The 22,938-nt window shown below is 64.9% G+C and carries 22 protein-coding genes; 9 read left to right on the top strand and 13 right to left on the bottom strand.

The features are described 5' to 3' along the window. The first annotated feature begins 9 nt into the window (after positions 1-9). Together LG391_RS09425 and LG391_RS09420 are read left to right on the top strand one after the other, a co-directional pair. Positions 10-366 carry a response regulator gene (locus LG391_RS09425; protein WP_225767755.1) on the top strand — a complete coding sequence of 119 codons (357 nt, stop codon included), beginning with the start codon at positions 10-12 and terminating at the stop codon, positions 364-366. A 35-nt stretch (positions 367-401) separates the two neighbouring features. Beyond that, positions 402-1,082 (top strand): response regulator transcription factor, encoded by a 681-nt coding sequence (locus tag LG391_RS09420; protein WP_225767754.1) that lies wholly within the window; start codon positions 402-404, stop codon positions 1,080-1,082. Positions 1,083-1,141: 59 nt separating this feature from the next. Here LG391_RS09420 and LG391_RS09415 read toward each other — a convergent pair whose 3' ends face one another. From LG391_RS09415 to LG391_RS09405, 3 genes are all read right to left on the bottom strand, one after another. Continuing rightward, positions 1,142-1,789 carry a response regulator transcription factor gene (locus LG391_RS09415; protein WP_225767753.1) on the bottom strand — a complete coding sequence of 216 codons (648 nt, stop codon included), beginning with the start codon at positions 1,787-1,789 and terminating at the stop codon, positions 1,142-1,144. 14 nt (positions 1,790-1,803) lie between these two features. Next, the gene (locus LG391_RS09410) at positions 1,804-2,340 is read right to left on the bottom strand and encodes an Rrf2 family transcriptional regulator (protein WP_225767752.1); all 537 of its coding nucleotides are present in this window, start codon (positions 2,338-2,340) and stop codon (positions 1,804-1,806) included. Between the two features lie 85 nt (positions 2,341-2,425). Continuing rightward, positions 2,426-3,937 (bottom strand): cyclic nucleotide-binding domain-containing protein, encoded by a 1,512-nt coding sequence (locus tag LG391_RS09405; protein ID WP_225767751.1) that lies wholly within the window; start codon positions 3,935-3,937, stop codon positions 2,426-2,428. A 580-nt stretch (positions 3,938-4,517) separates the two neighbouring features. On the opposite strand from LG391_RS09405, the gene LG391_RS09400 reads away from it, so the two are divergent. Beyond that, positions 4,518-5,810 carry a site-specific integrase gene (locus tag LG391_RS09400; RefSeq protein WP_225767750.1) on the top strand — a complete coding sequence of 431 codons (1,293 nt, stop codon included), beginning with the start codon at positions 4,518-4,520 and terminating at the stop codon, positions 5,808-5,810. Positions 5,811-6,242: 432 nt separating this feature from the next. Continuing rightward, positions 6,243-7,418, top strand: a complete 1,176-nt coding sequence (locus LG391_RS09395) for a Fic family protein (RefSeq protein ID WP_225767749.1) — start codon at positions 6,243-6,245, stop codon at positions 7,416-7,418. Positions 7,419-7,483: 65 nt separating this feature from the next. Here LG391_RS09395 and LG391_RS09390 read toward each other — a convergent pair whose 3' ends face one another. The 4 genes from LG391_RS09390 to LG391_RS09375 form a co-directional block, all read right to left on the bottom strand. Beyond that, positions 7,484-9,121 carry a recombinase family protein gene (locus LG391_RS09390; RefSeq protein WP_225767748.1) on the bottom strand — a complete coding sequence of 546 codons (1,638 nt, stop codon included), beginning with the start codon at positions 9,119-9,121 and terminating at the stop codon, positions 7,484-7,486. Next, the gene (locus LG391_RS09385) at positions 9,118-9,393 is read right to left on the bottom strand and encodes a hypothetical protein (RefSeq protein WP_225767747.1); all 276 of its coding nucleotides are present in this window, start codon (positions 9,391-9,393) and stop codon (positions 9,118-9,120) included. Before LG391_RS09385 ends, LG391_RS09390 begins: the two co-directional genes overlap by 4 nt. 161 nt (positions 9,394-9,554) lie before the next feature. Then, positions 9,555-9,962: a hypothetical protein gene (locus LG391_RS09380; protein ID WP_225767746.1), complete on the bottom strand. Its 408-nt coding sequence runs from the start codon at positions 9,960-9,962 to the stop codon at positions 9,555-9,557. Positions 9,963-10,191: 229 nt separating this feature from the next. After that, positions 10,192-10,554, bottom strand: a complete 363-nt coding sequence (locus LG391_RS09375) for a helix-turn-helix transcriptional regulator (RefSeq protein ID WP_225767745.1) — start codon at positions 10,552-10,554, stop codon at positions 10,192-10,194. A gap of 76 nt (positions 10,555-10,630) precedes the next feature. On the opposite strand from LG391_RS09375, the gene LG391_RS09370 reads away from it, so the two are divergent. Both LG391_RS09370 and LG391_RS09365 read left to right on the top strand, forming a co-directional pair. Further along, the gene (locus LG391_RS09370) at positions 10,631-11,269 is read left to right on the top strand and encodes a hypothetical protein (protein WP_225767744.1); all 639 of its coding nucleotides are present in this window, start codon (positions 10,631-10,633) and stop codon (positions 11,267-11,269) included. A 37-nt stretch (positions 11,270-11,306) separates the two neighbouring features. Further along, complete coding sequence (locus LG391_RS09365) at positions 11,307-11,840, top strand: GIY-YIG nuclease family protein (RefSeq protein ID WP_225767743.1); 534 nt, start codon at positions 11,307-11,309, stop codon at positions 11,838-11,840. Between the two features lie 96 nt (positions 11,841-11,936). Here LG391_RS09365 and LG391_RS34690 read toward each other — a convergent pair whose 3' ends face one another. From LG391_RS34690 to LG391_RS09345, 5 genes are all read right to left on the bottom strand, one after another. Then, the gene (locus LG391_RS34690) at positions 11,937-12,059 is read right to left on the bottom strand and encodes a hypothetical protein (RefSeq protein WP_255646508.1); all 123 of its coding nucleotides are present in this window, start codon (positions 12,057-12,059) and stop codon (positions 11,937-11,939) included. A 132-nt stretch (positions 12,060-12,191) separates the two neighbouring features. Further along, complete coding sequence (locus tag LG391_RS09360) at positions 12,192-12,929, bottom strand: PaeR7I family type II restriction endonuclease (RefSeq protein ID WP_225767742.1); 738 nt, start codon at positions 12,927-12,929, stop codon at positions 12,192-12,194. A 21-nt stretch (positions 12,930-12,950) separates the two neighbouring features. Further along, entirely contained in the window at positions 12,951-14,675 is a 1,725-nt protein-coding gene (locus LG391_RS09355) for an Eco57I restriction-modification methylase domain-containing protein (RefSeq protein ID WP_225767741.1), read from the bottom strand. 289 nt (positions 14,676-14,964) lie between these two features. Then, on the bottom strand, positions 14,965-15,483 hold the full coding sequence (locus LG391_RS09350; protein ID WP_225767740.1) for a hypothetical protein: 519 nt from the start codon (positions 15,481-15,483) through the stop codon (positions 14,965-14,967). 2 nt (positions 15,484-15,485) lie between these two features. After that, positions 15,486-17,231: an SIR2 family protein gene (locus LG391_RS09345; protein ID WP_225767739.1), complete on the bottom strand. Its 1,746-nt coding sequence runs from the start codon at positions 17,229-17,231 to the stop codon at positions 15,486-15,488. Positions 17,232-18,343: 1,112 nt separating this feature from the next. Between LG391_RS09345 and LG391_RS09340 the strand changes: the two genes are divergently transcribed. Next, positions 18,344-19,366 (top strand): GNAT family N-acetyltransferase, encoded by a 1,023-nt coding sequence (locus LG391_RS09340; RefSeq protein WP_225767738.1) that lies wholly within the window; start codon positions 18,344-18,346, stop codon positions 19,364-19,366. Then, the gene (locus LG391_RS09335) at positions 19,359-20,042 is read left to right on the top strand and encodes a class I SAM-dependent methyltransferase (RefSeq protein ID WP_225767737.1); all 684 of its coding nucleotides are present in this window, start codon (positions 19,359-19,361) and stop codon (positions 20,040-20,042) included. The genes LG391_RS09340 and LG391_RS09335 overlap by 8 nt, the downstream gene beginning before the upstream one ends. 33 nt (positions 20,043-20,075) lie before the next feature. Here the strand turns inward: LG391_RS09335 and LG391_RS09330 are convergent, their stop codons facing one another. After that, entirely contained in the window at positions 20,076-20,603 is a 528-nt protein-coding gene (locus LG391_RS09330) for a GNAT family N-acetyltransferase (protein ID WP_225767736.1), read from the bottom strand. Positions 20,604-21,035: 432 nt separating this feature from the next. On the opposite strand from LG391_RS09330, the gene LG391_RS09325 reads away from it, so the two are divergent. Then, positions 21,036-22,904: a P-loop NTPase fold protein gene (locus LG391_RS09325; protein ID WP_225767735.1), complete on the top strand. Its 1,869-nt coding sequence runs from the start codon at positions 21,036-21,038 to the stop codon at positions 22,902-22,904. Positions 22,905-22,938 lie beyond the last annotated feature (34 nt).

The following is a 22,938-nucleotide window of genomic DNA, read 5'->3' as shown; positions in this document are numbered from 1 at the left end:
AGACCCGTCGTGGCGATCGTCGACGACGATCCGAGGCTGCTCGAATCGGTGGAGGAGCTGCTGGAATCCGCGGGCTATGCGGCCCGCGGATTCCCGTCGGCGGAATCGCTGCTCATCGGCGGATTGGCCGAGCTGGACCTGCTCATCACCGACATCGGGATGCCGGGCCTGGACGGCTTCGAGCTTCGCGACCTGGTGAGGAGGGTGCGCCCGGAGCTGCCGGTGTTCCTGGTCACCGGCCGCCACGAGATCGCGGACCAGGACCGGGCCCAGAGCATCAGCGGGTTCTTCCGCAAGCCCTTCGATGCGGATGTCCTGCTCACGGCCATCGGAGACGCCTTGAACGATCGAGAACATGGAGGGTGAACATGAGAGTTGACCAGCCGCTTCCACGAGGTTCGGTGCCGTCGTCATCGCAGCGCGGGAGCGAGGCGGAGCAGCCGCTCGTCATCATCGTCGACGACGATGCCCGCGTCCGGGAGGCGCTGTCCGAGCTGATCCTGTCGGCGGGTCTCCGGCCGGCCTGCTTCGCCTCGACCCAGGACTTGCTCGACGCCGACGTCCTGGCGGGCCCCGGCTGCCTGATCCTCGACGTGCGCCTGCCGGGAACGAGCGGCCTCGCCCTGCAGCATCATCTGGCCCAGAGCGGCAACCCGAAGCCGATCATCTTCCTGACCGGGCATGGCGACATCCCCATGACCGTCCAGGCGATGAAGGCGGGCGCCGTGGACTTCCTCACCAAGCCCGTGCGGGACCAGACGCTGCTGGACGCCGTGAACGCGGCCGTGGCGATGGATGCCGAGCGGCGGGCGAAAGCCGCGGTCGTCACGCGCAATGTCGGACGCCTCGAGACGCTGACATCGCGCGAACGCGAGGTCCTGCAGGGCGTGGCCCGCGGACGCTTCAACAAGCAGATCGCCTTCGATCTCGGCATCAGCGAGGTGACGGTCAAGCTGCATCGCAGCAACGTCATGCGCAAGATGGGCGCCGCGTCGCTCGGCGAGCTGATCCGGGCATGGGAAACGCTGCCCGCGCCGATGCGCGAGACCGGCGAAGCCCGGACCGGGGCCCGCCCGACCTGAATCAAGCCCGTCGACGGAGACGGTGATGGCGCGTCGCCGACGGACCCGGCGTTTCGTGCCTAGGCCGGCTCGCCGTCGCGCAGGTCGGCGGGAAGGGCCTCCCACGCCCGGATCAGCTCGCCGACCGAGGTCGCGTGCATCTTCTTCATCACATTGCTGCGATGCAGCTTGACCGTCACCTCGCTGATGCCGAGGTCGTAGGCGATCTGCTTGTTGAAGCGCCCCAGCGCCACGGCGCGCAGCACCTGGCGCTCGCGGCGGGTCAGGCTCCTGTAATGGTCGACATGCAGCCGGGCGATCCGGGCCTGGGCCCGCTGGGCGACGTCACGCTCGATGCCGGCCGAGACGGCGTCCAGCAAGGTCTGGTCGCGGACCGGCTTGGTCAGGAAATCGATGGCGCCGGCCTTCATGGCCTGGACCGTCATCGGAATGTCGCCATGACCGGTCAGGAACACGATCGGCTTGTTCCTGCCGGTGGAGGCGAGCTGCTGCTGCAGGTCGAGGCCGCTGGTCCCGGGCAGGCGCACGTCGAGGACCATGCATCCCGAGCGGTCCGGCAGCGCCGCCTCCAGCAGCTCGCGCGCCGAGGCGAAGCCGGCGGCATCGAGGCCCACCGACAGCATCAGTTCCTGGAGCGCGGACCGGACGGCCTCGTCGTCATCGACGATCAGCACCAGGGGGCGCTCCGTTGCGGCAACCGTTTTCATGGGCGAATCCGGTTCTATGAGGCGGTTGAGGCAGCGCCGGATCTGCGGCCGCGGCCGCCGACCCGACGGTCGATCCATTCCTGCAGCTCGCCGGCGAATTCCGACGGCGCCTTGCGGTAGACGGCCGTCGCGATATCGGCCAGGGACTGTGCGGCCAGAGAATCCCGCATCGCCTTCTCCGCCCGCAGCATCACGGCGTGGATCGAGCAGGTGCCGGCCAATGCCCAGCCGGGCGGGCTGGCCCCGAACACGGCGCAGCGGCCGCGGATCTCCTGGCAGTCGAACAGCGGCTTGCGCCCCTCGACCGCATCCACCACCGCGAGGACGCTGATGTCCCCCGGCGCCTTCGCGAGCGCGTAGCCGCCGCGCACGCCCTCCGTGGCCCGGACGATCCCCGCCTTCTCCAGCTTGGCGAAGATCTTGGCGAGGAAGGTCGGCGACAGGCCCTGGAGGTCGGCGAGGTCCCGGCTGCTCAGCGGGGTGTCCGCCTTGTCGATCAGCCAGAGCAGGCAGTGCAAGGCGTATTCGACGCCGGCCGTCACGTGAGCCATAACTCGGACTCTAACCGTCCGAGTAGCGAGCCGCAACGGCAAACACGGACAGATCCTGTCTTAGTTCAATTCGACATAGGTCGCTTCAGCCGGCCGGTCGCTTGCGGAAGACGGTGTGGATGGCCCCCAGGAAGAAGTGCGGGCTGCGGCCATGCGCCGGCCCCTCGCCGGCATGCGCCTGGGCCTTCCCGGCCCGCGCGGACAGGCTGAGGGCGAGATCCTCCGCCAGGGCCGGACGGTTCTCGATCAGCGGCCCGAAGGCGGCCTGGTCGATCTCGTAGACGGTCACGCGGGTGAAGGCCTCCAGCGTGCAGGCCTCGCCCATGCCGGCCAAGAGCCCGGTCTCGCCGAAGAAGTCGCCGGGCGCGAGCCGGCCGGCCTCCCTGCCGTCGCGGCGCATGACCACGACGCCGGCGCGGATGATCATCAGCGAGGACAGCGAGTCTCCCTCGCGGACGATCACGTCGCCCTTGCGATAGTCCCGCGGGACGGCCGTGCCGGCGAGCGCCCGCCTCTCCTCGCGCGTCAGCGCGGCGAAGATCGGCATCGCCTCCACCAGCTCCGCCGGCGAGACCTGCGGCGGGCGCGCCGTCTCCTCCGCCGGCAGGTCCCGGGGGGCGATCCCGACGCCCGGCGGCAGCGCCAGCAGCAGCCCGGCCGCCTTGCAATGGCGGTAGACGAGGTCGAGGACCTCGTTCCGGGCCTGCGTCCGCTGCGCCGGACTGGCGACCCGGAAGCTCAGCTCGATCTCCAGCGCCGCCGCGTCCAGCCCCTTCAGCGCGACCACCGGCGGCGGCTCCTTCATCACGGTCTCCGAGCTGAGGAGCGCCGATTGCATGACGTCGGCGATGACCGCCGGCATCCGCGTCGGGGCGAGGCGCATGACGAGCGAGACCGAATGCGATTCGTCGGGGCGGCTGACATTGGTCAGGCCGAGCCCGGCCAGGACGCTGTTCGGCAGCACGACGACGTTGTTCGAGCCGGTCAGCAGATGGGTCGAACGCCAGGTGCTCTCGACCACCCGCCCTTCGGTGCCGTCGCTGAGCACGATCCAGTCGCCGATCGCGAAGGGCCGGCCCAGCGTCATGGCGATGCCCGAGAAGACGTCGCCCAGCGTGTTCTGCAGGGCGAGGCCCAGGATGATGGCGATGACGCCCGAGGTGGCGACCAGCGTGCCGACCGGAATGCCGAAGACGAAGGCCAGGATCGACAGGCCCACGCCGAGATAGACGGTGCCGACGACGAGGTCCTGCAGCAGCCGCGCCTCGCGCGGATGCCGGTCGAGGACGAGAGTGATCCGCACGAAGCCGATGACCGCCCAGGCCAGGTGCACCCACCACAGGAGCCGGGCGGAGACGACGAGCAGGGTGCCGTCCTCCGCCGTCCGGTGCCCTTCGACGATGAAGGGGGAGGCGCCGCTGCGCAGGAGGATCGCGGTCATCGCCGCGAAGAAGCCGATCTGCACCACCAGCCGGGTGTTCGATCGCCGCCGCGGGATCAGATGCCACACCAGGATCCCGGCGAGCCCGACCAGATCGAGATGCGCGAGCGGGGACGCCCAAAGCGCCGAGGCGGACATCAGATCCATCTGCCGCATGCCCTGTTCCGACGCCCGCGTCGCCCGCGAGCCTCGGGAAAGCCTATCGCGCGGCCGCCGCCCGGGGCGATCCGCCCGAGAGGGAGGTCGGCCGATACCGCGGCATAGGTCGACCAGGCCCCGAGGGCGATGGACCGCCGGCCGCCGTGGGACGACGTCGGCATCAAGGCGCGCGCAGCTTGCATCCAGCTGCTTCCCCGCTTCGTGAAGCGAGGCCGGGGAAGCAGAAAACGCCCTTACGGGCGCCTGCCAAGTCTCTGATCGTCCTGGAAGAAAATGGAGCGGGCGAAGGGATTCGAACCCTCGACCCCAACCTTGGCAACGGGTCCAGGCCGTTTTCGCCGCTCCCTGTCTTTATACGCCAGAGCGCGAAAAACCACTACGAATCAGTCGGTTACATTGACAGGCGGGCCGCCGGCGGTACGCTAGAAAAACCGCTGATTTCCGTTCAACTGCTTCCCCCCTGCTTCCCCGCCCATGCTGCACCTGCGTGGGGAAGCAAATCAGGCTTCGCGCAGCCTCCTCCCCTCACCCATCGGACTGATTTCAAACGCGAAATCCGGATGAAGGGCGAGCTGAGATGCCGAAATTGACCAAGCGAATCGTCGATGCACTGCAACATGACCCTCGGCGCGACGTGTTCCTCTGGGACACCGAACTGAGAGGCTTCGGTGTCCGGGCGAAGCCGTCCGGCACCAAGACGTTTCTGATCCAGTACCGCAACGCGGAGCGCCGCACGCGCCGATTCGTCATCGGCCAGTACGGTGTGCTCACCGTCGAACTCGCCCGTGACCTGGCGAAGAAGAAACTCGCCACCGTGATCGACGGCGGCGATCCATCCGCCGAGCGGCGTGCCGCCCGCGAAGGGATGACGGTGGCAGAGATCTGCGACTGGTACCTCGTAGAGGCCGAATCGGGCCGGCTCCTCGGCCGGAACAGACGGCCGATCAAAGCCTCCTCGGTCTCTGGGGATCGGAGTCGCATCGAACAGCACATCAAGCCGCTGATCGGGACGCGGGTCGTCAGCCATCTCCGACTCGCCGACATCGAACGGCTGCAGGCAGAGATTGCGGCCGGCAAGACCGCTCGCTCACGACGGCCGGGACGCGGAGGCCAGACGGCAGGCGGCGCCGGCGCCGCGGCACGCGCGATCAGCACGCTCAGAAGCCTGCTCAATCACGCGCGCCGACTCGGGCTGATCGAACAGAGCCCGGCCAATGGCGTGCGGGTGATCGCCTCCACGAAGCTCAAACGGCGCCTCAGCGCCGGAGAGGTCCGGCACCTCGGAAAGGTGATGCTGCAGATGGAGCGCGAGGGCGAGCACCCGACGGGCCTGGCTGCGATTCGAGCCCTGTTGCTGACCGGCTTCCGGCGGATGGAGGTGCTCGGCATGCGCAAGGCGTGGATCGAGCAGGAGGGCAACTGCGTCGCCTTCCCCGACACGAAGTCGGGGCCGCAACTGCGGGCCGCCGGAGACGCCGCAATGGCCTGCCTCATCGAACAGGCCGGCCGTAGCAACTCGGAGTTTGTGTTTCCGGCCGACTGGGGCGACGGCCACTTTGTCGGCCTCGTCCGGGTGCTCGATCGGGTCTGCGGGAGGGCTGGGCTGACCGACGTCACGCCCCATACCCTGCGGCACACCTTTGCGAGCATCGCGGCCTCCCTGGGCTTCAGCGAGCTGACGATCTCGGGGCTTCTGGGGCATGCGCCGCGCGGCGTCACCCAACGGTATGTGCATCTCGACACGGCGCTCGTGATCGCGGCCGATCAGGTTTCCGCGGAGATCGCGCGGCTCCTCGGCGGTGGACAGGTTCTGTCGGTGCAGGAAGCCAAGATCCTTCGCGCGAAGACGCTGCTTTCGGTTCCTTTGTAGAAGGTGCGAGGCGAGGAGGGTTGCGACTGCCGTCGTGCCCTCCTTGTTGCGCTCTCGTCTGCCCATTCAAGCGGAACATCTCTAACGGCATCCGACGCTGTGCCAGGGAAATTGTAAGCTTTGTGCGACATATTCAGCCAATCGGCAGTGCGAAGATGACAATGGTTGCTCCCCCACAGTCCTCCTGCTGCCGTGCGCACGCGTTGCGCAAGCTCTGGGCGGACATCTACTCCGCGGGAGGGTTGTCGCCTTATCGCCAAGCCCTCTCGCCCAGGAGCGGGAACGTGCCTAGCCAAGCCTGCTAGGAACGACTCCTTGACTAACAGCCACAGCTAGTAAAGACTTCGTTACTACTCGGACCGACAGGGAACGTCATCGTGCCTTGCCCATAGCCGTCGGAACGATGTCGTTCCTGAGTTGAGCCGCCGAGAGATGCCGAAACGCGCCACGGGCCGATACGAAAGCGTTGCCGCCGGCGGGGAGGCGGTCGACGCCTTTATTCCCTTCGACCTGCCGCCCACCCGGCCGGCGCTTGCCATCAACGGTACGCTGGAGCGTCGCCTCCGAGAAGCCGAGCAGGCGCTGCTTCGGCTCGACCTGGCCGGCGAGATGGTGCCTTCGCTCGACTGGTTCATCTACGCCTTCGTGCGCAAGGAGGCGGTGATCTCGTCGCAGATCGAGGGCACACAGGCTTCGCTGGTCGACCTCCTCGCCTTCGAGGCCGAAGAGCAGCCCGCCCCCAATGCCGATATCGAGGAGGTCACGAACTATCTCGACGCGCTCGCCTACGCGCGCGGCCAGCTCGCGTCCGAGCGCGGCCTGCCATTGTCCATGCGGCTCTTGAACGAAGCGCACAAGCGGCTGATGCGCGGCGTCCGCGGCTCCAACAAGCAACCCGGAGAGGTGCGCCGCAGCCAGAACTGGATCGGCGGCAGCCGACCGGGGAATGCGATCTATGTTCCGCCGCCACCGGACAAGCTCCCTGGGCTCCTCAGCCAACTCGAGAAATACATCCACGCGGATGATCCGTTGCCGAAGCTGGTGCAGGCGGGCCTCCTGCATGTGCAGTTCGAAACCATTCACCCCTATCTCGACGGCAACGGGCGGATCGGACGGCTCCTGATCGCGCTGCTGCTGGAGCAGTGGGAGCTCCTGAAGGCTCCCCTGCTCTATCTCAGCCTGTTCTTCAAGCGTCACCGTGAGGAATACTACCGGCGGCTCAATCTCGTCCGGTTGGAGGGGGATTGGGAGGGCTGGACCGACTTCTTCCTCGACGGGGTTGCCACGATCGCCGACGAGGCTGTCGCCTCGGCGCGCGAGTTGTTCAACCTCGTCAGCGCGGACCGGGCGCGGCTGCTCGGCGCCGAGTCCGCTTCCGTCTCGGCCCTACGGCTGTTCGAACAGCTTCCCCGTCATCCGATCGTGACGGTCGCCTCCGCCATGAAACTGATCGAGGCGAGCAAACCGACCGCGACCCGCGCGATCGAAGCGCTGGCCGAGGTGGGAATGCTTGTGGAGACCACGGGAAAGAAGCGCGACCGCAGCTTTGCCTACCGGGCCTATATGGAGCGTCTGCGGACCGGAACGGATTTGGACAGCCGCGGCTGAAGAGGGCAGCATGGATGGCGATCGGACTGGCGGCAGGCCCAACCCATTGTCTTCGCAGGTTCAAATCAGGGACCCGCAACCGCGGTTGTTATTACTTCAGGTCGGGGCGCCGGCCGACGACCTGCCGCGAAGTCGAGGATGGCCATCAACTCGCCGCTTAGGCGGGCCTTGACCGCTCCCCTGCCCTCTCCCGGCGTCAGGACCACCTGCCCCACCAGCGACCGGATCGCCTCCGCCGCCTCGTCCCGGGTCTCCGGATGCGCCAGCGTCTCGGTGAGTTCCCGCACCTTCCGCCGGTAGATCTCGGCCACATTCGGATGCACGTCCGGGATGTCGGCCGGCGCCTCGTTGAGCCGGGCCTCGATCTCGGCCTTCTGCCGCTCCAGCTCGTCCATCCGTGCCTTCATCGACGTCTGGTACATGCCGTCCTCGATCGCCTGCATGATGCCGCGGATGCCGCGCTCGATCCGGACCAGTGCAGCGCGGTCGGCCTCCTCCCGCGCCCTCCGCTCATGGTTCTGGTGGTTGAACCGCTCGACGCAGGACCGCACCGCCTCCGCCACCGCTTCGGGCGAGACCAGCGTCTCGGTGAGCCCGGCCAGCACGCGCTGCTCAATCTTCTCTCGTGTGATCGTCCGGGAGTTGTCGCAGCGCCCACGCCGGAAGTGCGCGAGGCAACCATAGCGGCCCGCGGCCATGATGCCGTACTTGCCGCCGCAGCAACCGCAGATGAGCAGGCCCGACAGCAGGAAGGCCGGACGGCGCAGGCTGTGCATCGTCTTCGCCCGCGCCTTGCGCACCGCGATCGTGGTCGCCTCGAACTGCTTCGCCAGGACTGCCTGCCGCGCCTTCACCGCCTGCCAGAGCTCATCATCGACGATACGCAGGGCCGGCACTTCGGTGCGGATCCACTTCGCCTCCGGGTTCGGCCGCGACACCCGCCGGCCGGTGGTCGGGTCCTTGACGAAGTGAAGCCGATTCCAGACCAGCACCCCCGCATAGAGCTCGTTGTTGAGGATGCCGGTTCCGCGGGAGACATGGCCCCGGATGGTGGTGTCGGCCCACTCCCGGCCGAGCGGCCCGGGAATGCCGTCGGCGTTCAGCCCGGTCGCAATCGCATGCGGCGAGCGGCCGGCGGCGAACTCCCGGAAGATCCGCAAGACCACAGCGGCCTCGGCCTCGTTGATCCGTCGCTCGCCACGGAGCGGGTCGCCCTCGGCATCGGTGCGCTTGACCACGTCATAGCCATAGCAGAGACCGCCGCCGGACCGGCCCTTCTCCACCCGGCCGCGGATGCCGCGGTGGGTCTTCGCTGCGAGGTCCTTCAGGAACAGGGCGTTCATCGTGCCCTTGAGCCCGACATGCAGCTCCGTGATCTCGCCTTCGGCCAGGGTGACGATGCGCACGCCAGCGAAGCGCAGGTGCTTGAAGAGGATCGCCACATCCGCCTGATCCCGGCTGATCCGGTCGAGAGCCTCGGCCATGACGACCTCGAAGCGGCGACGCTGCGCCGCCTGGAGCAAGGCCTGGATGGCGGGCCGCTGGATGATGCTGGCGCCGGAGATGGCAGGGTCCTGGTAGGTGCAGGCGACGACCATGCCCTCACGCTCGGCCTGCTCCCGGCAGATGCGAAACTGGTCCTCGATCGAGGCGGCGTTCTGGCTGTCGTCGGAATAGCGGGCGTAAAGGGCAACCTGGGTCATATCTCCTCTCTCCCCTGGTCTGATGCGTCCGGCCGGTTGTCATTGACGGCTTGGGGCCGGAGCAGTTCCCGCGCGATCTGCCGGCCGATGGCCCTGGCGATCACAAGCAGGCGTGGATCAATCCTGCCGGCTCGGCCGGCATTGTCGTTGGCGGGCGGTGCGTGGCCGGCCCGTTCCCAGTCCGATTCCATCGCCGATCTCCTGCCGCAGCTCGGCATCAGGCGAACATCGAACCGGGAGAACAGCCGGTCAATACGGCTGCCGGCCTTCATGGATACTCAACTCCGCGATCATGCATGATGATAGCAGAAGATCGCAGATCGACGCGCAATCGGCTGAATACTTTCCAGAATATATCCGAGAATGCATCGGTGAATGCATCCGCTCTTCTACCTGCCGGGCCACGCCGAGCGCGGCGCGGCAGCATCGATCTTCACCACGGCGCCTCGGCATAGCCCGGCAGCTTCGTGATCAGCGCCCGAGCTATCTGGGAGCCGAAGTCATAGGCCAGACTCTCTTTCCAGTCATCGCATTCACAGGCCTGATACTCGAAGCAGGCGAAGCGCTTGGCAGCACGACCGGGCGGCACAGCGCGCCAGGTGAAGCGGTAGGCCTCGATAGCGGCCTTGTACTCCGCTGCCTCCTCGGTGCCGGACAGTCGGTAGCGGTGGATGACGGAGCGGACGTTCTCGGCCCAGAGCATCCGGCCGAAATCAGTGGCGTTCTCGTGGCTCACTTGCCGATAACTTCGGTCGGTCGCGAGGCGGGCGCGGATCTCCAGGTCGATGGCAGCCGAGACCAGCTCGTCGATATGCTCCTGGTCGACGACAAAGGCGGACATTGGCAGTCTCCCCTTGCTTCGCGGCAGCGGGTTGATGCCGCTGCATCAACCCCTGCCCGTCCGGCGAGGACCGGGGAGTGGGGGCAAGGGCGGCCGTCAGGCCGGGACCAGAGCCACGCGCAGCCGCACGCTTTGCGGCGAGCATGGCGAGGACCCGCCCCTTGCGGGGCGAGGGGCAGAGCCCTTCGCCCCTCCTGCGCTTCGGAAGACTATGTCGCTCGATCCGCCGCTACGGCTGGTTCGGCTTCTTCAGGCGAACGCCGGGAACATCGCCATTGGTGAACTCGATACCAGCTTGTTCCAGCGCTGCTCGGATCCGGGCTCGCATTTCGCCGCTGACCTTGAGCGCCTGGTCACTGTCACTTTCGCTACGCTTGATCGTGGGAACGGACACGCCAGCAGCACGGGCCAATTCGGCCTGCGAGAGCCCAAGGAAACCACGCGCCGCACGGATCTGACCAGGTGTCGTCAATTTTCTCTTGATCCCAAAAGGATCAACGGGCATGATCCCGTTGGTATCAATCCCGTCATATGGCAGAAGCGCCGTGTGAGCAACAGCTTGCGCGTGCTCGTCGGGCGGATTGACCAGCAAGACTTGAGAGGCGGCCGAACGAGGTGCGGGAACACCTCGCCGGCCTGACCACCATCCAGCTTCTGGGAGCCGGACAATGGCTGACTCGGACGATACCACGACTTTGCCTGCGCTCAGCCGCCGTGACCTGCTCGGCGGCGCGACCGTCATACCGATCGGCGCCGCCGATACCCGGCGCCGCGGCGCTCACTCCGATCCCGTCCTCGACCTCTTCCGTGAATGGCGCGCGCTCGACGCTGAGCTAGATGCTTGGCAGGACGATTGGCAGAAAAAGGAAGGTGTTCTGCTCCGCACCGTCGGCATGCCGCGGGTGCTGGTTCCGGTGCCGGGCGAGGCCGAGCCGGTCTCGGCCTGCGAGCCGGCCGAGATCGACGAACTGCTCGAAGACCTCCCGGGAACGGAGGAGCTTCGGCAAAGGCTGCACCGCGAGTTCGCGGCGCACCGGCGCCGCTGGGAAATGGCCGCGGCGGCGATCGAGCTCGGTCCGGTGGAGGAGCGCGTCAATCAAGCCTGGGACCGCTGGGATTCTCTGACGGAGACGGTATGGCAGGGGCCGGCCGGCACTGTGGCCGGTGCCGTCGCCAAGCTCGCCATGGTGCTCTCCATAGGCCAATCGCGCTCGGATGATGACGAGTTCCCATGGCCACCCTTGCGCTCAATCCTCGCCGATCTGCAGCGGCTCGTAAGCGTGCCGGTGAGCCTGGACCCGGCGTGACCGCAGTGGAGTGCGGCGCCGCACCGGAGAAAAGCCGATGTCCGATCCGCTCGAACATCCATGCCGGCGTTGCGGCGCCGCTGCATACCGGCCTTGTACTGATCGCGCAGGGCGTATCAGACACGAAGTCCATGCCCGCCGAAGGCATACCGCGCAATCAGCCGCGATCGAGTGGCTTCATCACGTCGACAACGCGAGCCTGTGGCGCGCCGACGAGTTGGCAGCCGGGCTCTACGTGACCTACGGGATCCTCGATCCGCGGACCGGCGGGTTCGTCTATGTCGGCCAGAGTGGCAGCTTCGCAGGGCGAATCGCAGCTCACCTAAAGCCACGAATGGAACGGCCACATCACCGCTTCCGTCCAATCCGGGCTTGGATTTGGGACTCGCTCGCCACAGGGAATACACCCAGCTTCAGAGTGCTCGACGTCTGCGAAACCAAAGAGCAATCGCTTGCCTCAGAAGCGCTCTGGGTCGAACGCTTGGCCGCGCAGGGCAACGAACTCCTGAACCGCTGGCAGGAACATCGGTCGCTGATTCAAAAAATCACGCAGGTTCGGCGATCACCGTGAACCTGGAGCAATCCGATCGCACCGCCGGCTCCGGCCTCGAATCGGCTGGCTCCGCTGCCTTACCCAGGTGATCAAGCGCGTCGTAGACCTGAGAAATCAGACGGGCAGATTCGCCGACGCAATGCAGTTGTTCGAGCCGTCCGCCGGTACGATCTGTGCGGTGAGACGGCGCGCCTCATCGAGGGTCTCGGAAACTGTTGCCGAGCGGAACTCGCTCACCCGATGACTCCACTGTCAGACACGCTCTCAATTATTCGACTTCTCACACATACCCCTTAATCCAATATCCCGAGGATCGGCTTTGCCTCTGATTTGGTTGAGCCGCCCTGCCCGGACCGCTCCGGGCTGATCTCAAGACCGCGCCGCCTCCGCCGCGACGTGCCCCGCGAACGAAGTGACGAACGTCTTGAGCCCTGTCATCTCCGAAAGATCGGCGTAATCGCCGGTCTGCGCCGCACTGCGCGGCGAAGCCATGATCGACGCGGTCGTATAGAGTTGCTCCTGGACCAGCCTCTGACAGAGGATGTCGTAGCGCTTGAGGTAGGAAGCGCCCTGAAACTCCGGGAAGACACGGAAATGAGGCGACCGGTCCCGCACCGGGGCGCGGGACTCCTTGGCGTCCTCAACCATCATGAGCCAGCCGACGAAAGGGCGCGGATGTTGGCCGAACGCACCTTCCCTGTATGCCGTCCAAAAATCGTGGGCGGTACCGATCGCTTCCTCGGTCCGGTTGTTGAAGTTGTTGCCGAATGACGGCCCAACCTGGCTCTTGAGCTCGATGGCGGCCACCAGCCTGCCCTCGTTGATGACGAGGAGGTCCCAAAGCTTCGTTGGACGAAAGAATCCGGGAAGCGTCACGACCGCCCGCTCGCGATGAATCTGCGCGTGCCCAAGACCGTTGGCTTTGACGATGTCGATTACAAGGGCGATGAAGCCATCCATGTTCTTGCCGGCGGTGACGCCAGCCCGCTCGCCTTGATCGACGTTGCCGGACTCGATCTGCTTCTGTCTTGCCCTTTCCCTATTTCCCCAGAAAGCCTGAACCGCCTCGCGCGCTTTTCTTTCATAATCGACAAGATCTAAAGACACTTTTCCCCCACATTTCGTGGATTAATTGCCATTTCCCCCGAGGGCCGACCGCTCTTCCGTCGACAGCCCATAGAGCTCGAATACTGCCCGATTGCAGGCGGCAACATCGCCGCTCTTTGCGGCGGAGATGAGAGCGCGCTTGAGCGTCGAGGACACATCGTTCCACCGCGGCAGACGGATCCGCCGGAGATACTGCGCCTGAAACCGCAGGTATCCGCCGCGCATGCGTGTCGAGTATGTCGCAACGAAGAGGCGCGCTATTCCGGACATCAGCACGGCCTGAAGCGCGTGGAGATCCCACTCCTCGGAGGTTATGAAATACAGATTGTGATGCGGGTAGAGCTTTCCGCCCTCGTACACAATGTGTGCTTCGCCCTTAATATCCGGGATCAGGAGTTTGGGCTGACTTGTGAGCTCGGGATAGATCCGGTCGATCGTCCTGTACCAGTTGGCGGGGGCCTTCTGCGCGATATGGCGTTTCGCGATCTGGTCCTTGCGCGCCTCTAGGTAGCGACGCAAGCGAGGAAACTTTCGAAGATCGACAAGGCCTCCAGCATCAGCGAACGGATTGACGATTCCGAGGCCGCGCCACCGCACCGATCCAGTAAGGATATCCCGAGTCGTGGCGAGGGGCAGCTTGCGGTCGTCCTCCACGTCCAGTTCGTCGAACGGCCCGATGAAGGCGTTGTCCGCTCCCGTGGCGACGCCGATGCCTACCCTGCAGCCAGCTTCCTCAATGAGGGGAAAGTCCCTCTCCAGGCGACGGACAAGCGCGAGCTGGTCCGAAGAGTCGAGGATCCAGGGCTCCGCGCCGGCGGCAACGCCGGCCATCTCCTTTACCGGCCCCACCGGATCGGGGATATCTGCGCCGAGCAGGTCCCTGGCAAGGCTCTTCAGCGTAGCGCTGCCAATCTCCGGTCGGTGCGCGATACGGGTCCGTCCGGGCTTTTCCCTCGTGATGACGGTAATTGCCGGGTACGCGATCACGTCGGAGTGGAAAGCGGGCGTGTCGTACATGTCGACATAGATCTTCAGATGGAAGCGATCGGCCACCATCTGTCGCAGCGGCCCGCCATATCGGTTCTTCATCCATCGGTCGGCGCAGATGAAGCCGAGCGCCCCACCCTCTTCAAGAGCGGTTAGCGAGCGCTCTATGAAGGGGATGTAAATGTCGGCGCGGTCGAAAACCGTACTGTATCGGGCGCGGTATTCGGCGATCAAAGCGTCCGGGATCAGCTCCTGTCGGACATAGGGCGGATTGCCCACGACGTAATGGTATTTTTCGGCAAAGGCCGCGAGCAGGAAGTCGCCCCGCGCAAGCCAGGCTGCCGCCAGTTCCCGGGCTTCCGCCAACGCTATCCCATGCTCGAGCAGACAGGCGATAACCCTTTGCCGTGTCTCATTGAAAGACGAATGGTGCAGCTCGACAGCGTGGATACAGGAAGTTAGCGTGAGCGCCGAAACCTCGGGCGCATGGCTCTTCCACGCAGCGACTAATCTCTCGATCGCGGCGATAAGGAAGTCGCCATGGCCGAAGGATGGCTCGAGCAGGCGCTGTTCATGAAGTTTGCGGTCTGCCGTGTAGCCAACCAGATCGAGAATGAAGTCGACGACTTCCCGCCGCGTAAAGACGGCGCCGCGCTCCTCGATGCCGGCCGCCGCGAGCTGTTCAAGCGCGTCCTCGACGGGGCACATGCCCGGAAAGGACGCCTGACGCAGAGACTGGCTACGGAGTGGCTCAGCCATTCCAGGTGCCTCCGGCGGAGCTATGACGCGCGCGGCCAGTCGCAAGCGCATCGGCGCGAGTGCCCCATGATGCGGCGGTGTCTTCGTGCCGCGTCAGCCCTTCGACTGCCGCGTCGTCACGATCGACGATTGCGGATATCCGCTTCATGGTCCTGGGGCTTCTTCCGGTCCGGCATGCACACTGGCGCGAGCACGGCCCGCGCTTTCACCACCTTATCTGGGCCCGGCCAAAAGGCAACCCGCAACATGTTGGAATCCGCAGGCCTGCGGAGCGGGACGCCCGTCCGGTTTAGCCCATCGCTGCCTCGACCTGCTCGGCTGCGTGTCGGAACTCATTTGTCACGTCGCGCACGTCCGGCAGATCGAGGACCTGAGGTCGGAGGTAACAGCGCCAGTACCCCTCGCCGTGAGGTGTGGAAATGGCGACGACCCGCTCATAGGGAATGAGGGCTGCCCGGAAGATCGAGAAGTCCTCATTGAACAGAACGCCGATGGCAGTATCGAACTTCCTGTTCGGGAGATTCTTGAAACTTCCGAGCTGAAGCGACGGATTGGCACGGGTGACGTGCCGGGCTTTGACCTGGTACCGGTGACCGTCAGGCCCCTCGGCGTCGTGGCCGGCGTTGGAGTTGTTCGTCAATGTAAGGCCGAGGGACAGCTTTGCCAGCAGCTCGCCGTAGTCGCCGACCGCGTTCTTCGTCCGGATGACCCCGCGGCGCCGGAGCTCGGCTATGGCGGCCAGTTGCAGCGATAGCAGCGCGCGGGGCGACTGGATCGCAAGGTATGCTGCCAGGTCACGGTCGCTCATCGTTAGAGCCGCCCCCGAGTCACCTCTTCGTAAAATGCGGACACATTGTCGGCGACCTCTTTCGCCGACTCTGGTGATCCACCCAGCAGACCGGCCCGCAGCTCCGGTGACTCGGACGTCAACGTGCGCACGCGATCGAGGCGATCTTTCATTAGGTCACCCTGACGTCGCCAAACGAAATGGCCCACTGGCACCCAAAACCAAAGCCTCTTCTCTTTCACCAATGGGAGCCGCTCGACCCCCGTCTCCATCGCAATCATGAACTCCGCATCATCCCAGACCCGCTCGGCTTCGTCTTTGCCGATGACGATGTCGCGGGCATCAGCTAGGAACACCCGCGAGAAATAAACGCTATGGGGCGCGTAATAGCGCTCATGGCCATCCAGTACTTGCCAATCGACCGATTCCAGGGCCGCGAGGGCCAGTGTGGAGACAGCGGGCAGGTTTCCACGGTTTGGGGCACGGATCATCAGATGCATGATCCTGTGCACCCGGACATAATCTTCGCGCAGGAGTGCCGCCGACACCGCCCAATGGAAGCACAATGACGCGGCCAGCTGGCGCAATGAGACCAGCAAAGTGAAGCCCGCCCTGTCCATGTTCGGAAATGACAGCGCTTCAATGGCGCGCAGCGTAGTCCGAAACGTCTCTTCGTTTCCCCACCTGACGCCGACCAGAACGAGCCGGCGAAGCGCTTCCGACCGCGCGATGATTGTATTAACCAGTGTGTTGACCAGCGGCTTTGTCGGCTGCACTCGCGGATAATCCGCACCCCCGATATAGCTGGAAAATCGCTCGACTTCCCGCGCTAGCAAATCCGACCAGTCGGGAGCAAACCGCTCATCCCGGCAGAACCGCTTCCCTTCGGCGACCGTGAGCGCAATTGACTCAGGATGGGCGCGCTCCATCGCGCCGAGCGCTTCGACTTTGCTGAGGAGTTCAGCGAAGAAGCTGTCCGCGTCCGCGATGCTGATCTCGCGGCCGCCGCGGTGCACGAGCAGATCGCGCCCCCTCGCCGACAGGCTGCCGCGCGCCGCCCAATAGAACGGATATCGGCGGCTGCCGGAGCGCAGGACCGCGTTCCGCAGAGCGGCGTCCCAATCTCCCGACCAGCCGGCGATGATGAGTCCATATTCATCTAGCACCCGGTCCAGCAGCTCATCCATCGTAGGCGAATAGCGCTCGAGCTCGTCTTCGGTGTTCTTGATGCGGGCATCCATATAGTCGCCGTGCAGCTTGATCACCGTGCAGCGCGAATGGACCAGGGGCGTCGCGCCGGCGAGCGCGTCATCGGATGCGATCACGGTCGGCTCGACGCCGGCCTCTCGAAGCGCGCTCTCGAGCAGCCGATCGAAATTCGTGGTGACGATCACGCGCACGGCGCCAAGCGCGACAAGCCGGGCGATCGCGTTATGCGCTTTTGTCGGCTGTCGGTTGTCCTCGCCGTCGCGCGCCTCGATATAACCATGGATGATCGAACGCCGCTCCGCCGGCGTGCTGGCGACGGCGTCGAGGATTTCTGAGTAGCTGGGCTCCTTCGAATATCGGGTCCGATACCAGGACGCCCAATCCGATTCATCGGCAACCCCCTGGACGCTTGCGAGTCGCCGGATGAGATCAAGGGTGATTTCCCAGCCTGTCGGAATTCCGGCCGGCCTCGAAATACCACTTCCCAGGAGCATTGCCTGCACACCCGGGGAGTGATGCACGGTGAGCGCCAGGGCATGCATTGGGTCGAGCTCAATCACGCGTTTAATCCTATAAATCTGTCAAAATTTCTGCCAATTCACAATTCCGCAGAGATTTAGTCAATAGTCGCTTCGCAACAATTTCCGGCCGTGGTGCGGGCTTCAAGCTGCCCTGGGGAAAAGGTGCAGCATCCGAATGGCGATCTCTTCGGCCACCGGAAGCGATCCACGCGCCGAACACGCGGTAGCGCGGCGCCGCGCGGCCCCACCACGAAGCCGGCGTCGGGCCGGCGTGTCCGCGCAATCAACACAAGCGTCTGCAGCGGCGAGGGCCCGAGCTGATGGAGGCTTACTTGCATGTAGCCAAGGAACCGCGGTTATGTACGCTCTATTCGGAGCGCTTCCGCGTCCGTCACGGTGCAGCCGGCGCCAAACTGCGGTTCGACCCTGACGCCGATCAACGGTCAGCCGCCGACGTCGACACCGGGAACACAGCCCCGGTCGCTGCTGGTGATCTGACTGGGCCTCATCGTCGTCACGGCCGGACAGCTGATTCGAGTAGGATTGGCTCACCATCAGCGCTGCCGACTTTCATGAATGCGAGGCTGAGGCGTTGGCCGACCTTGAAGAGCACATGGTGCCGGAATGTCCCATGGCCGAGGCACCTGGCACCAAGAAAAACGATGTGCAGACAATGGCATAGACGAAAGTGTGTGCCAAACCTTTATCTTGCCCTCAGAAAATTAACTGCCCCGCACCCCGACGAAATACTCTCAAGCGCGACCTCATACTACACCACAGCGCGCATATTGGCCATACGAAGTTCGGAAACTGTGTCGCCGCGGGACCTCCCTACACGGAAATTGGGCGCGATTTTCTGCTTCCTGGTGACCGTTCCCCGGCTCTGAAATAGGGTCAATTCAGCGACTTTTGACGGCATCGGAAACGTTTCCGAAACTCGGAGTTCCGGCTCCTGATCGGCGATCCTGACGAGAAAATTGCCTGCCTCGCGAGGAACCCGACGCGGTCTGTGGCAGCTCGGACGGTGGATCTTCGGCCGAGCCGAGCATCGAATGTGCGGACGTAGAGAGACCTTCCAACCGTGCGTTCCCTCCCCCTTGGATCATCCGACCGTGGCTGGAATTATGGCCCATGTCGCTGCGGAGTTCGTCATGGCTGAAGGGCTCGATCCTCGGAAACGTCGCACGATCGAGGTGGTCGACTACGATCCGGCCTGGCCGGCGCTGTTCGACGAGATCCGGGCCGGGCTGGAGCAGCTGCTGGAAGGGCTGGTCCTCGAGATCCATCACATCGGCAGCACTGCGGTGCCCGGGCTCTGCGCCAAGCCGAAGATCGACATCGACATCGTGCTGCACTCCGCTGCAGCGATCCCCGAGGCGATCGAGCGGATGCAGGCGACCGGCGACTACATCTATCATGGCGACAAGTATCGCGACGGGATGTGGACCTTCACCACCGGCCGGGGATCGCGCGGGCTGCGCCTCTATCTGTGCGCGCCGAGCACGGCGACGCATCTGCGCCGGCTGCTGTTCCGGGACCATTTGCGCTGCCATCCCGAAGCGGCGGTGGCCTACGGCGCGCTGAAGCGGAAGCTGGTCTCCGAGACCGCCGACGATTGGGACTACTACACCGGCAGCAAGGGACCGTTCGTCGCCGGGACCGAGCGCCGGGCGTTGGCCGAAAGGATCGAGAGCGTCATCAGCGGACGCGACGAGATCTGCCGGGCCATCGTTGAGGACCTTCCGGAATGGTTCGGCATCCCGGCAGCAAGGGAAGCCTATATCACGGCCGCGACGGCATTGCCGATGCTGGCCTGCATCGCTCCGGACGGGTCGGCGCTCGGCTTCGCCTCCGTGCAGGTCCTGACCGCCGCGGCGGCCGAGATCCACGTCCTGGGCGTTCGGCGTGACTGGCACCGCTGCGGCATCGACCGGGCGCTGGTGGATGCGGCCGACCGGTTCGCGGCGGGCCAGGGATGCCGGTACCTGACGGTCAAGACGCTTTCGCCGGCGAGGCCAGGCCCGGCATACGAGGCCACCCGGCGGTTCTACGATGCCGTCGGATTCGTCCCGATCGAGGAGCTGCCGATGCTGTGGGGACCCGACAATCCGTGCCTGCTGATGCTCCGTCCTGTCCGATCGCCGGCAGGGTCGCAGGAGCAGTCCGATGTATGATTGCGAGGCCCGGTATCGGCGCCTGCGGGCCATCGGGATGCCAGGCTGGGCCGGTCATCAGTACCAGCGCGCGCTGGCCGGGGTGACAGGCACACTGGATAGACTTGAGCAGCAAGGCATCCTTCCGCCGCCGCCCGGCCGGATGCTCGAGCTGGGTTGCGGCAACGGCCTGTCGTCCCTCGTGATGGCCGGCCGGGGCTACGAGGTTCATGGCGTCGATATCGCCGGAACGGCCGTGGCCTGGGCCCGGGAGCGGTTCGCGGCGGCCGGCCTCGCCGGCTCGTTCCACGAGGGTAGCGTCTGCAGCATGCCGTTCTTCGACGACGAGGCATTCGACATCGTATTCGACGGCAGCTGCCTACACTGCTTGATCGGTGACGAGCGTGCTCTGTGCCTGGCCGAGGTCCGCCACATCCTTCGGATCGACGGGGTGTTTGTGGTCAGCAGCATGTGCGGCGAACCGAAATCCGATGACGCCCAAGCCCGCTTCGATCCGGAGACCAACTGCCTGATTGAGGACGGTGAGCCATACCGGACCTTGAAGCCGTTGCCGGAGTTGGAGCACGAGCTGGCGGATACCGGTTTCGAGGTGCGAAGCCGCAGCATCCGCGTCAATCCGTGGTGGGATCACACCACCTTGGTTTGCCGCCGAACCAGCCACATCGACCCGGCATAGTCGAAACGCTCAGCGGACCGGAACGCCTCCCGGTTACATGCTTCGGAGATCGTCCCATGCATACGCGATCTCAGGGACCGTGGCTGATCCCAGCGTGATCGGCCGCTGCGCAGCTTGTCTTCCACCGAGCCTTTCATAGAAGCCGCGGTTGGGATTGTCGGCAAGAACCCAGACGAACATGCCCTCCCGTTCATGTCGTCGATGTTCGGCGACCACCGCTCGAAACAGTCGCTTGCCGATGCCCCGCCCGTGATAGGCGTCGCGAATGTAGATGGCGTAAAGCTCCCCGGCCTGAGGCAGAACTTTCTGCCGGCTCGGCCCGCCATTCGCAAAGCCGACGACCTCGAGTTGCGGTTCGACGACGGCGACGAAGTACGACGTACCGGGTCGGCGCATCATTCGCCCGTGCCGATCCTCCTGATGCGAATAGGACATGCTGTCCAGAAACTCGTTCGGCAGTCGGCCGCGAAAGGTGGTTCGCCACGTATCGACCAAAACTCTGGCGATTGCGCCCAGGTCCTCCTCGATCGCCGTTCGGATTTTGAAGCGCTCAGCGTTCATAGACGCAGATTATCGCGGGCTTGTGCCGGGTCCAGCCGCCTTTGTCCCCATTGCTGATCTTAGGAGCCCTTCTGGCCTGCGCCGAAGCGGACACCATCGGCCACCCAGCGAACGCCGAAACCGGACGCAAGAAGCCGTTAGGCGATCAGTTCCACTGCAGCTGGTCAGCAGCGGCCCCGTTGCCCGCGTGGCGAGCACTCGCCGATTGACTAACCCCGTCGAGTGGCGTTCAAATACCTGCAATTTGCAATGAAACTGTTCAGATTGGGATTTGATGCCGATTATCACGCTGGCGGTTTCCGCCATCCCTCTTGGCGCCTGTCCACCCCAGGGCAACATCGCTCCCGCAAGGCACCGCTGAAGCCATTCAGTACGTGAGCGCCGATGCTGAGGTAGCCGGAGTCGCCGCCAGGAGAGGAATAGACCGAGCCGATGTGGCCCGATAACGAGACCGAACGAGACTTCCTGAACTTCTCCGGGGTCGCCGATACCGTGGCGGAGATCATCGTCCAGGCGCGTGGGCGACCGATCTCCATCGGCGTATCTGGTGCCTGGGGTATCGGCAAGTCTTCGATGATCAAGCTCACTCAGGCATCGTTGGCTGCTCAGCCACGCAAAGAAGGTGAGCGGGAATTTGTGTTCGTCGAGTTCAACGCCTGGCTCTACCAGGGTTACGACGACGCGCGGGCTGCGCTCATGGACGTGATCGCGACTAAGCTGGAGGAGGAAGCAACAGCGCGCGAGACGGCCATCGACAAGGCCAAGGCGCTGGTGAAGCGCGTGAACTGGCTGCGCGCAGCCAAGCTCGTCGTTGGATCCACGGTCGCGATGTCGCTCGGCCTGCCGCCGACCGGGCTGATCGGCGACGTGTGGAGCCTAGGCCATCGCTTCTTTTCGGGCGGCATGGACGCCAAGCTGATCGAGGAGGCAACGGGCAAGGCGGGCGAGGTTACCGAAACCGCGAGCGGACTCCTGAACCCGAAGGAGGGGACGTCGCCACCGAAGGAGATCCAGGCGCTCCGCGACACCTTCGAGGAGACATTAGAAGAACTCGGCGTCACTCTCGTGGTGCTGATCGACGATCTCGACCGCTGCCTGCCCGAGACGACAATCTCGACGCTTGAGGCGATCCGGCTGTTCCTGTTCCTGAAGAACACCGCCTTCGTGATCGCCGCCGACAACGACATGATCAAACACGCCGTTCGCCGGCACTTCGAGGGCGTCCCGGACGATCTCCTTGTCACCAACTATTTCGACAAGCTGATCCAAGTGCCGATCCGGGTGCCCCCGCTGGGGACCCAAGAGGTGCGTGCGTACATGATGCTGCTGTTCGTCGAGAACAGCGGGCTCGATGAGGATGTGAAGGAGAAGATCCGAAAAGGCGTCGTCGCCCAACTCCGGCAGACTTGGGCTGGCAAGCGCGTCGATCGCGCATTCGTCCAATCGCTGCACGAGCCCTTGCCGGCCGAACTGATCGGCCGCTTCGACACGGCGGACCGCCTCGCACCCCTCATGACGACTGCGTCGGGCATCCTCGGAAATCCACGCCTCATCAAGCGGTTCCTGAACGCGCTCGCCATTCGCATGGCGATTTCAAACGCGCAGGGCGTCGGGGTGGACGAGGCCGTTCTCGCCAAGCTCTTGCTGTTCGAGCGGCTCGGAAGCCCCAAAGCGTTCGCCGAGCTCATGGCACAGGTTAGTGCCAGTGACACGGGCAAGCCTATCTTCCTCGCCGAATGGGAGGAGAAGGCGACCGCCGGCAAGGATCAGACCTTTCCAGCGCCGTTCGACGACCCGTTCTTCGCCGAGTGGCTGACGCTGCCACCGGTGCTCGCCGATACCGATCTGCGCGGTGCGCTGTATGTGAGCCGTGAGCACGCGCCGCTAATCACACCGGAGGACCGGCTTTCCTCGGAAGCGGCCGAGCTTCTGACCGCGCTCCTTCAGCACCCGGAGATGGCGTCGAGTTTGAAGGATCGACTTCTCCGTGTGCCGCGGACCGAAACCACCATCATGATGGACCGACTGCTGGACCGCGCCCGGCAGGAGCAGGAGTGGGGCGTGCCAGCCATTCTGGAAGCCTGCCTTGCCGTGGCCGAAGCCGACCCGCCGCAGGGTGCAAGGCTCGCCGCCTTCCTCGGCGAGCGCCCGGTCGCACAGATCCAAGCGAACATCGTCCCGAAAATCGGTGACCAGGCATGGGCGAGTGGGGTTTTCGACGTATGGGATCGGGAGCAGGTTTCACGGCCTGTCAAGACGGCGATCAAGAGGCAGAGGGAAAGTGGGCACATCGCAGTCTAGCGGAGGACCGGGCAGCGGCGTCCCGATGGTGCCC

This window comes from Inquilinus sp. Marseille-Q2685 (assembly GCF_916619195.1).
Taxonomy (GTDB): Bacteria; Pseudomonadota; Alphaproteobacteria; order DSM-16000; family Inquilinaceae; genus Inquilinus.
This window is presented reverse-complemented; position numbering and strand designations above follow the sequence as displayed.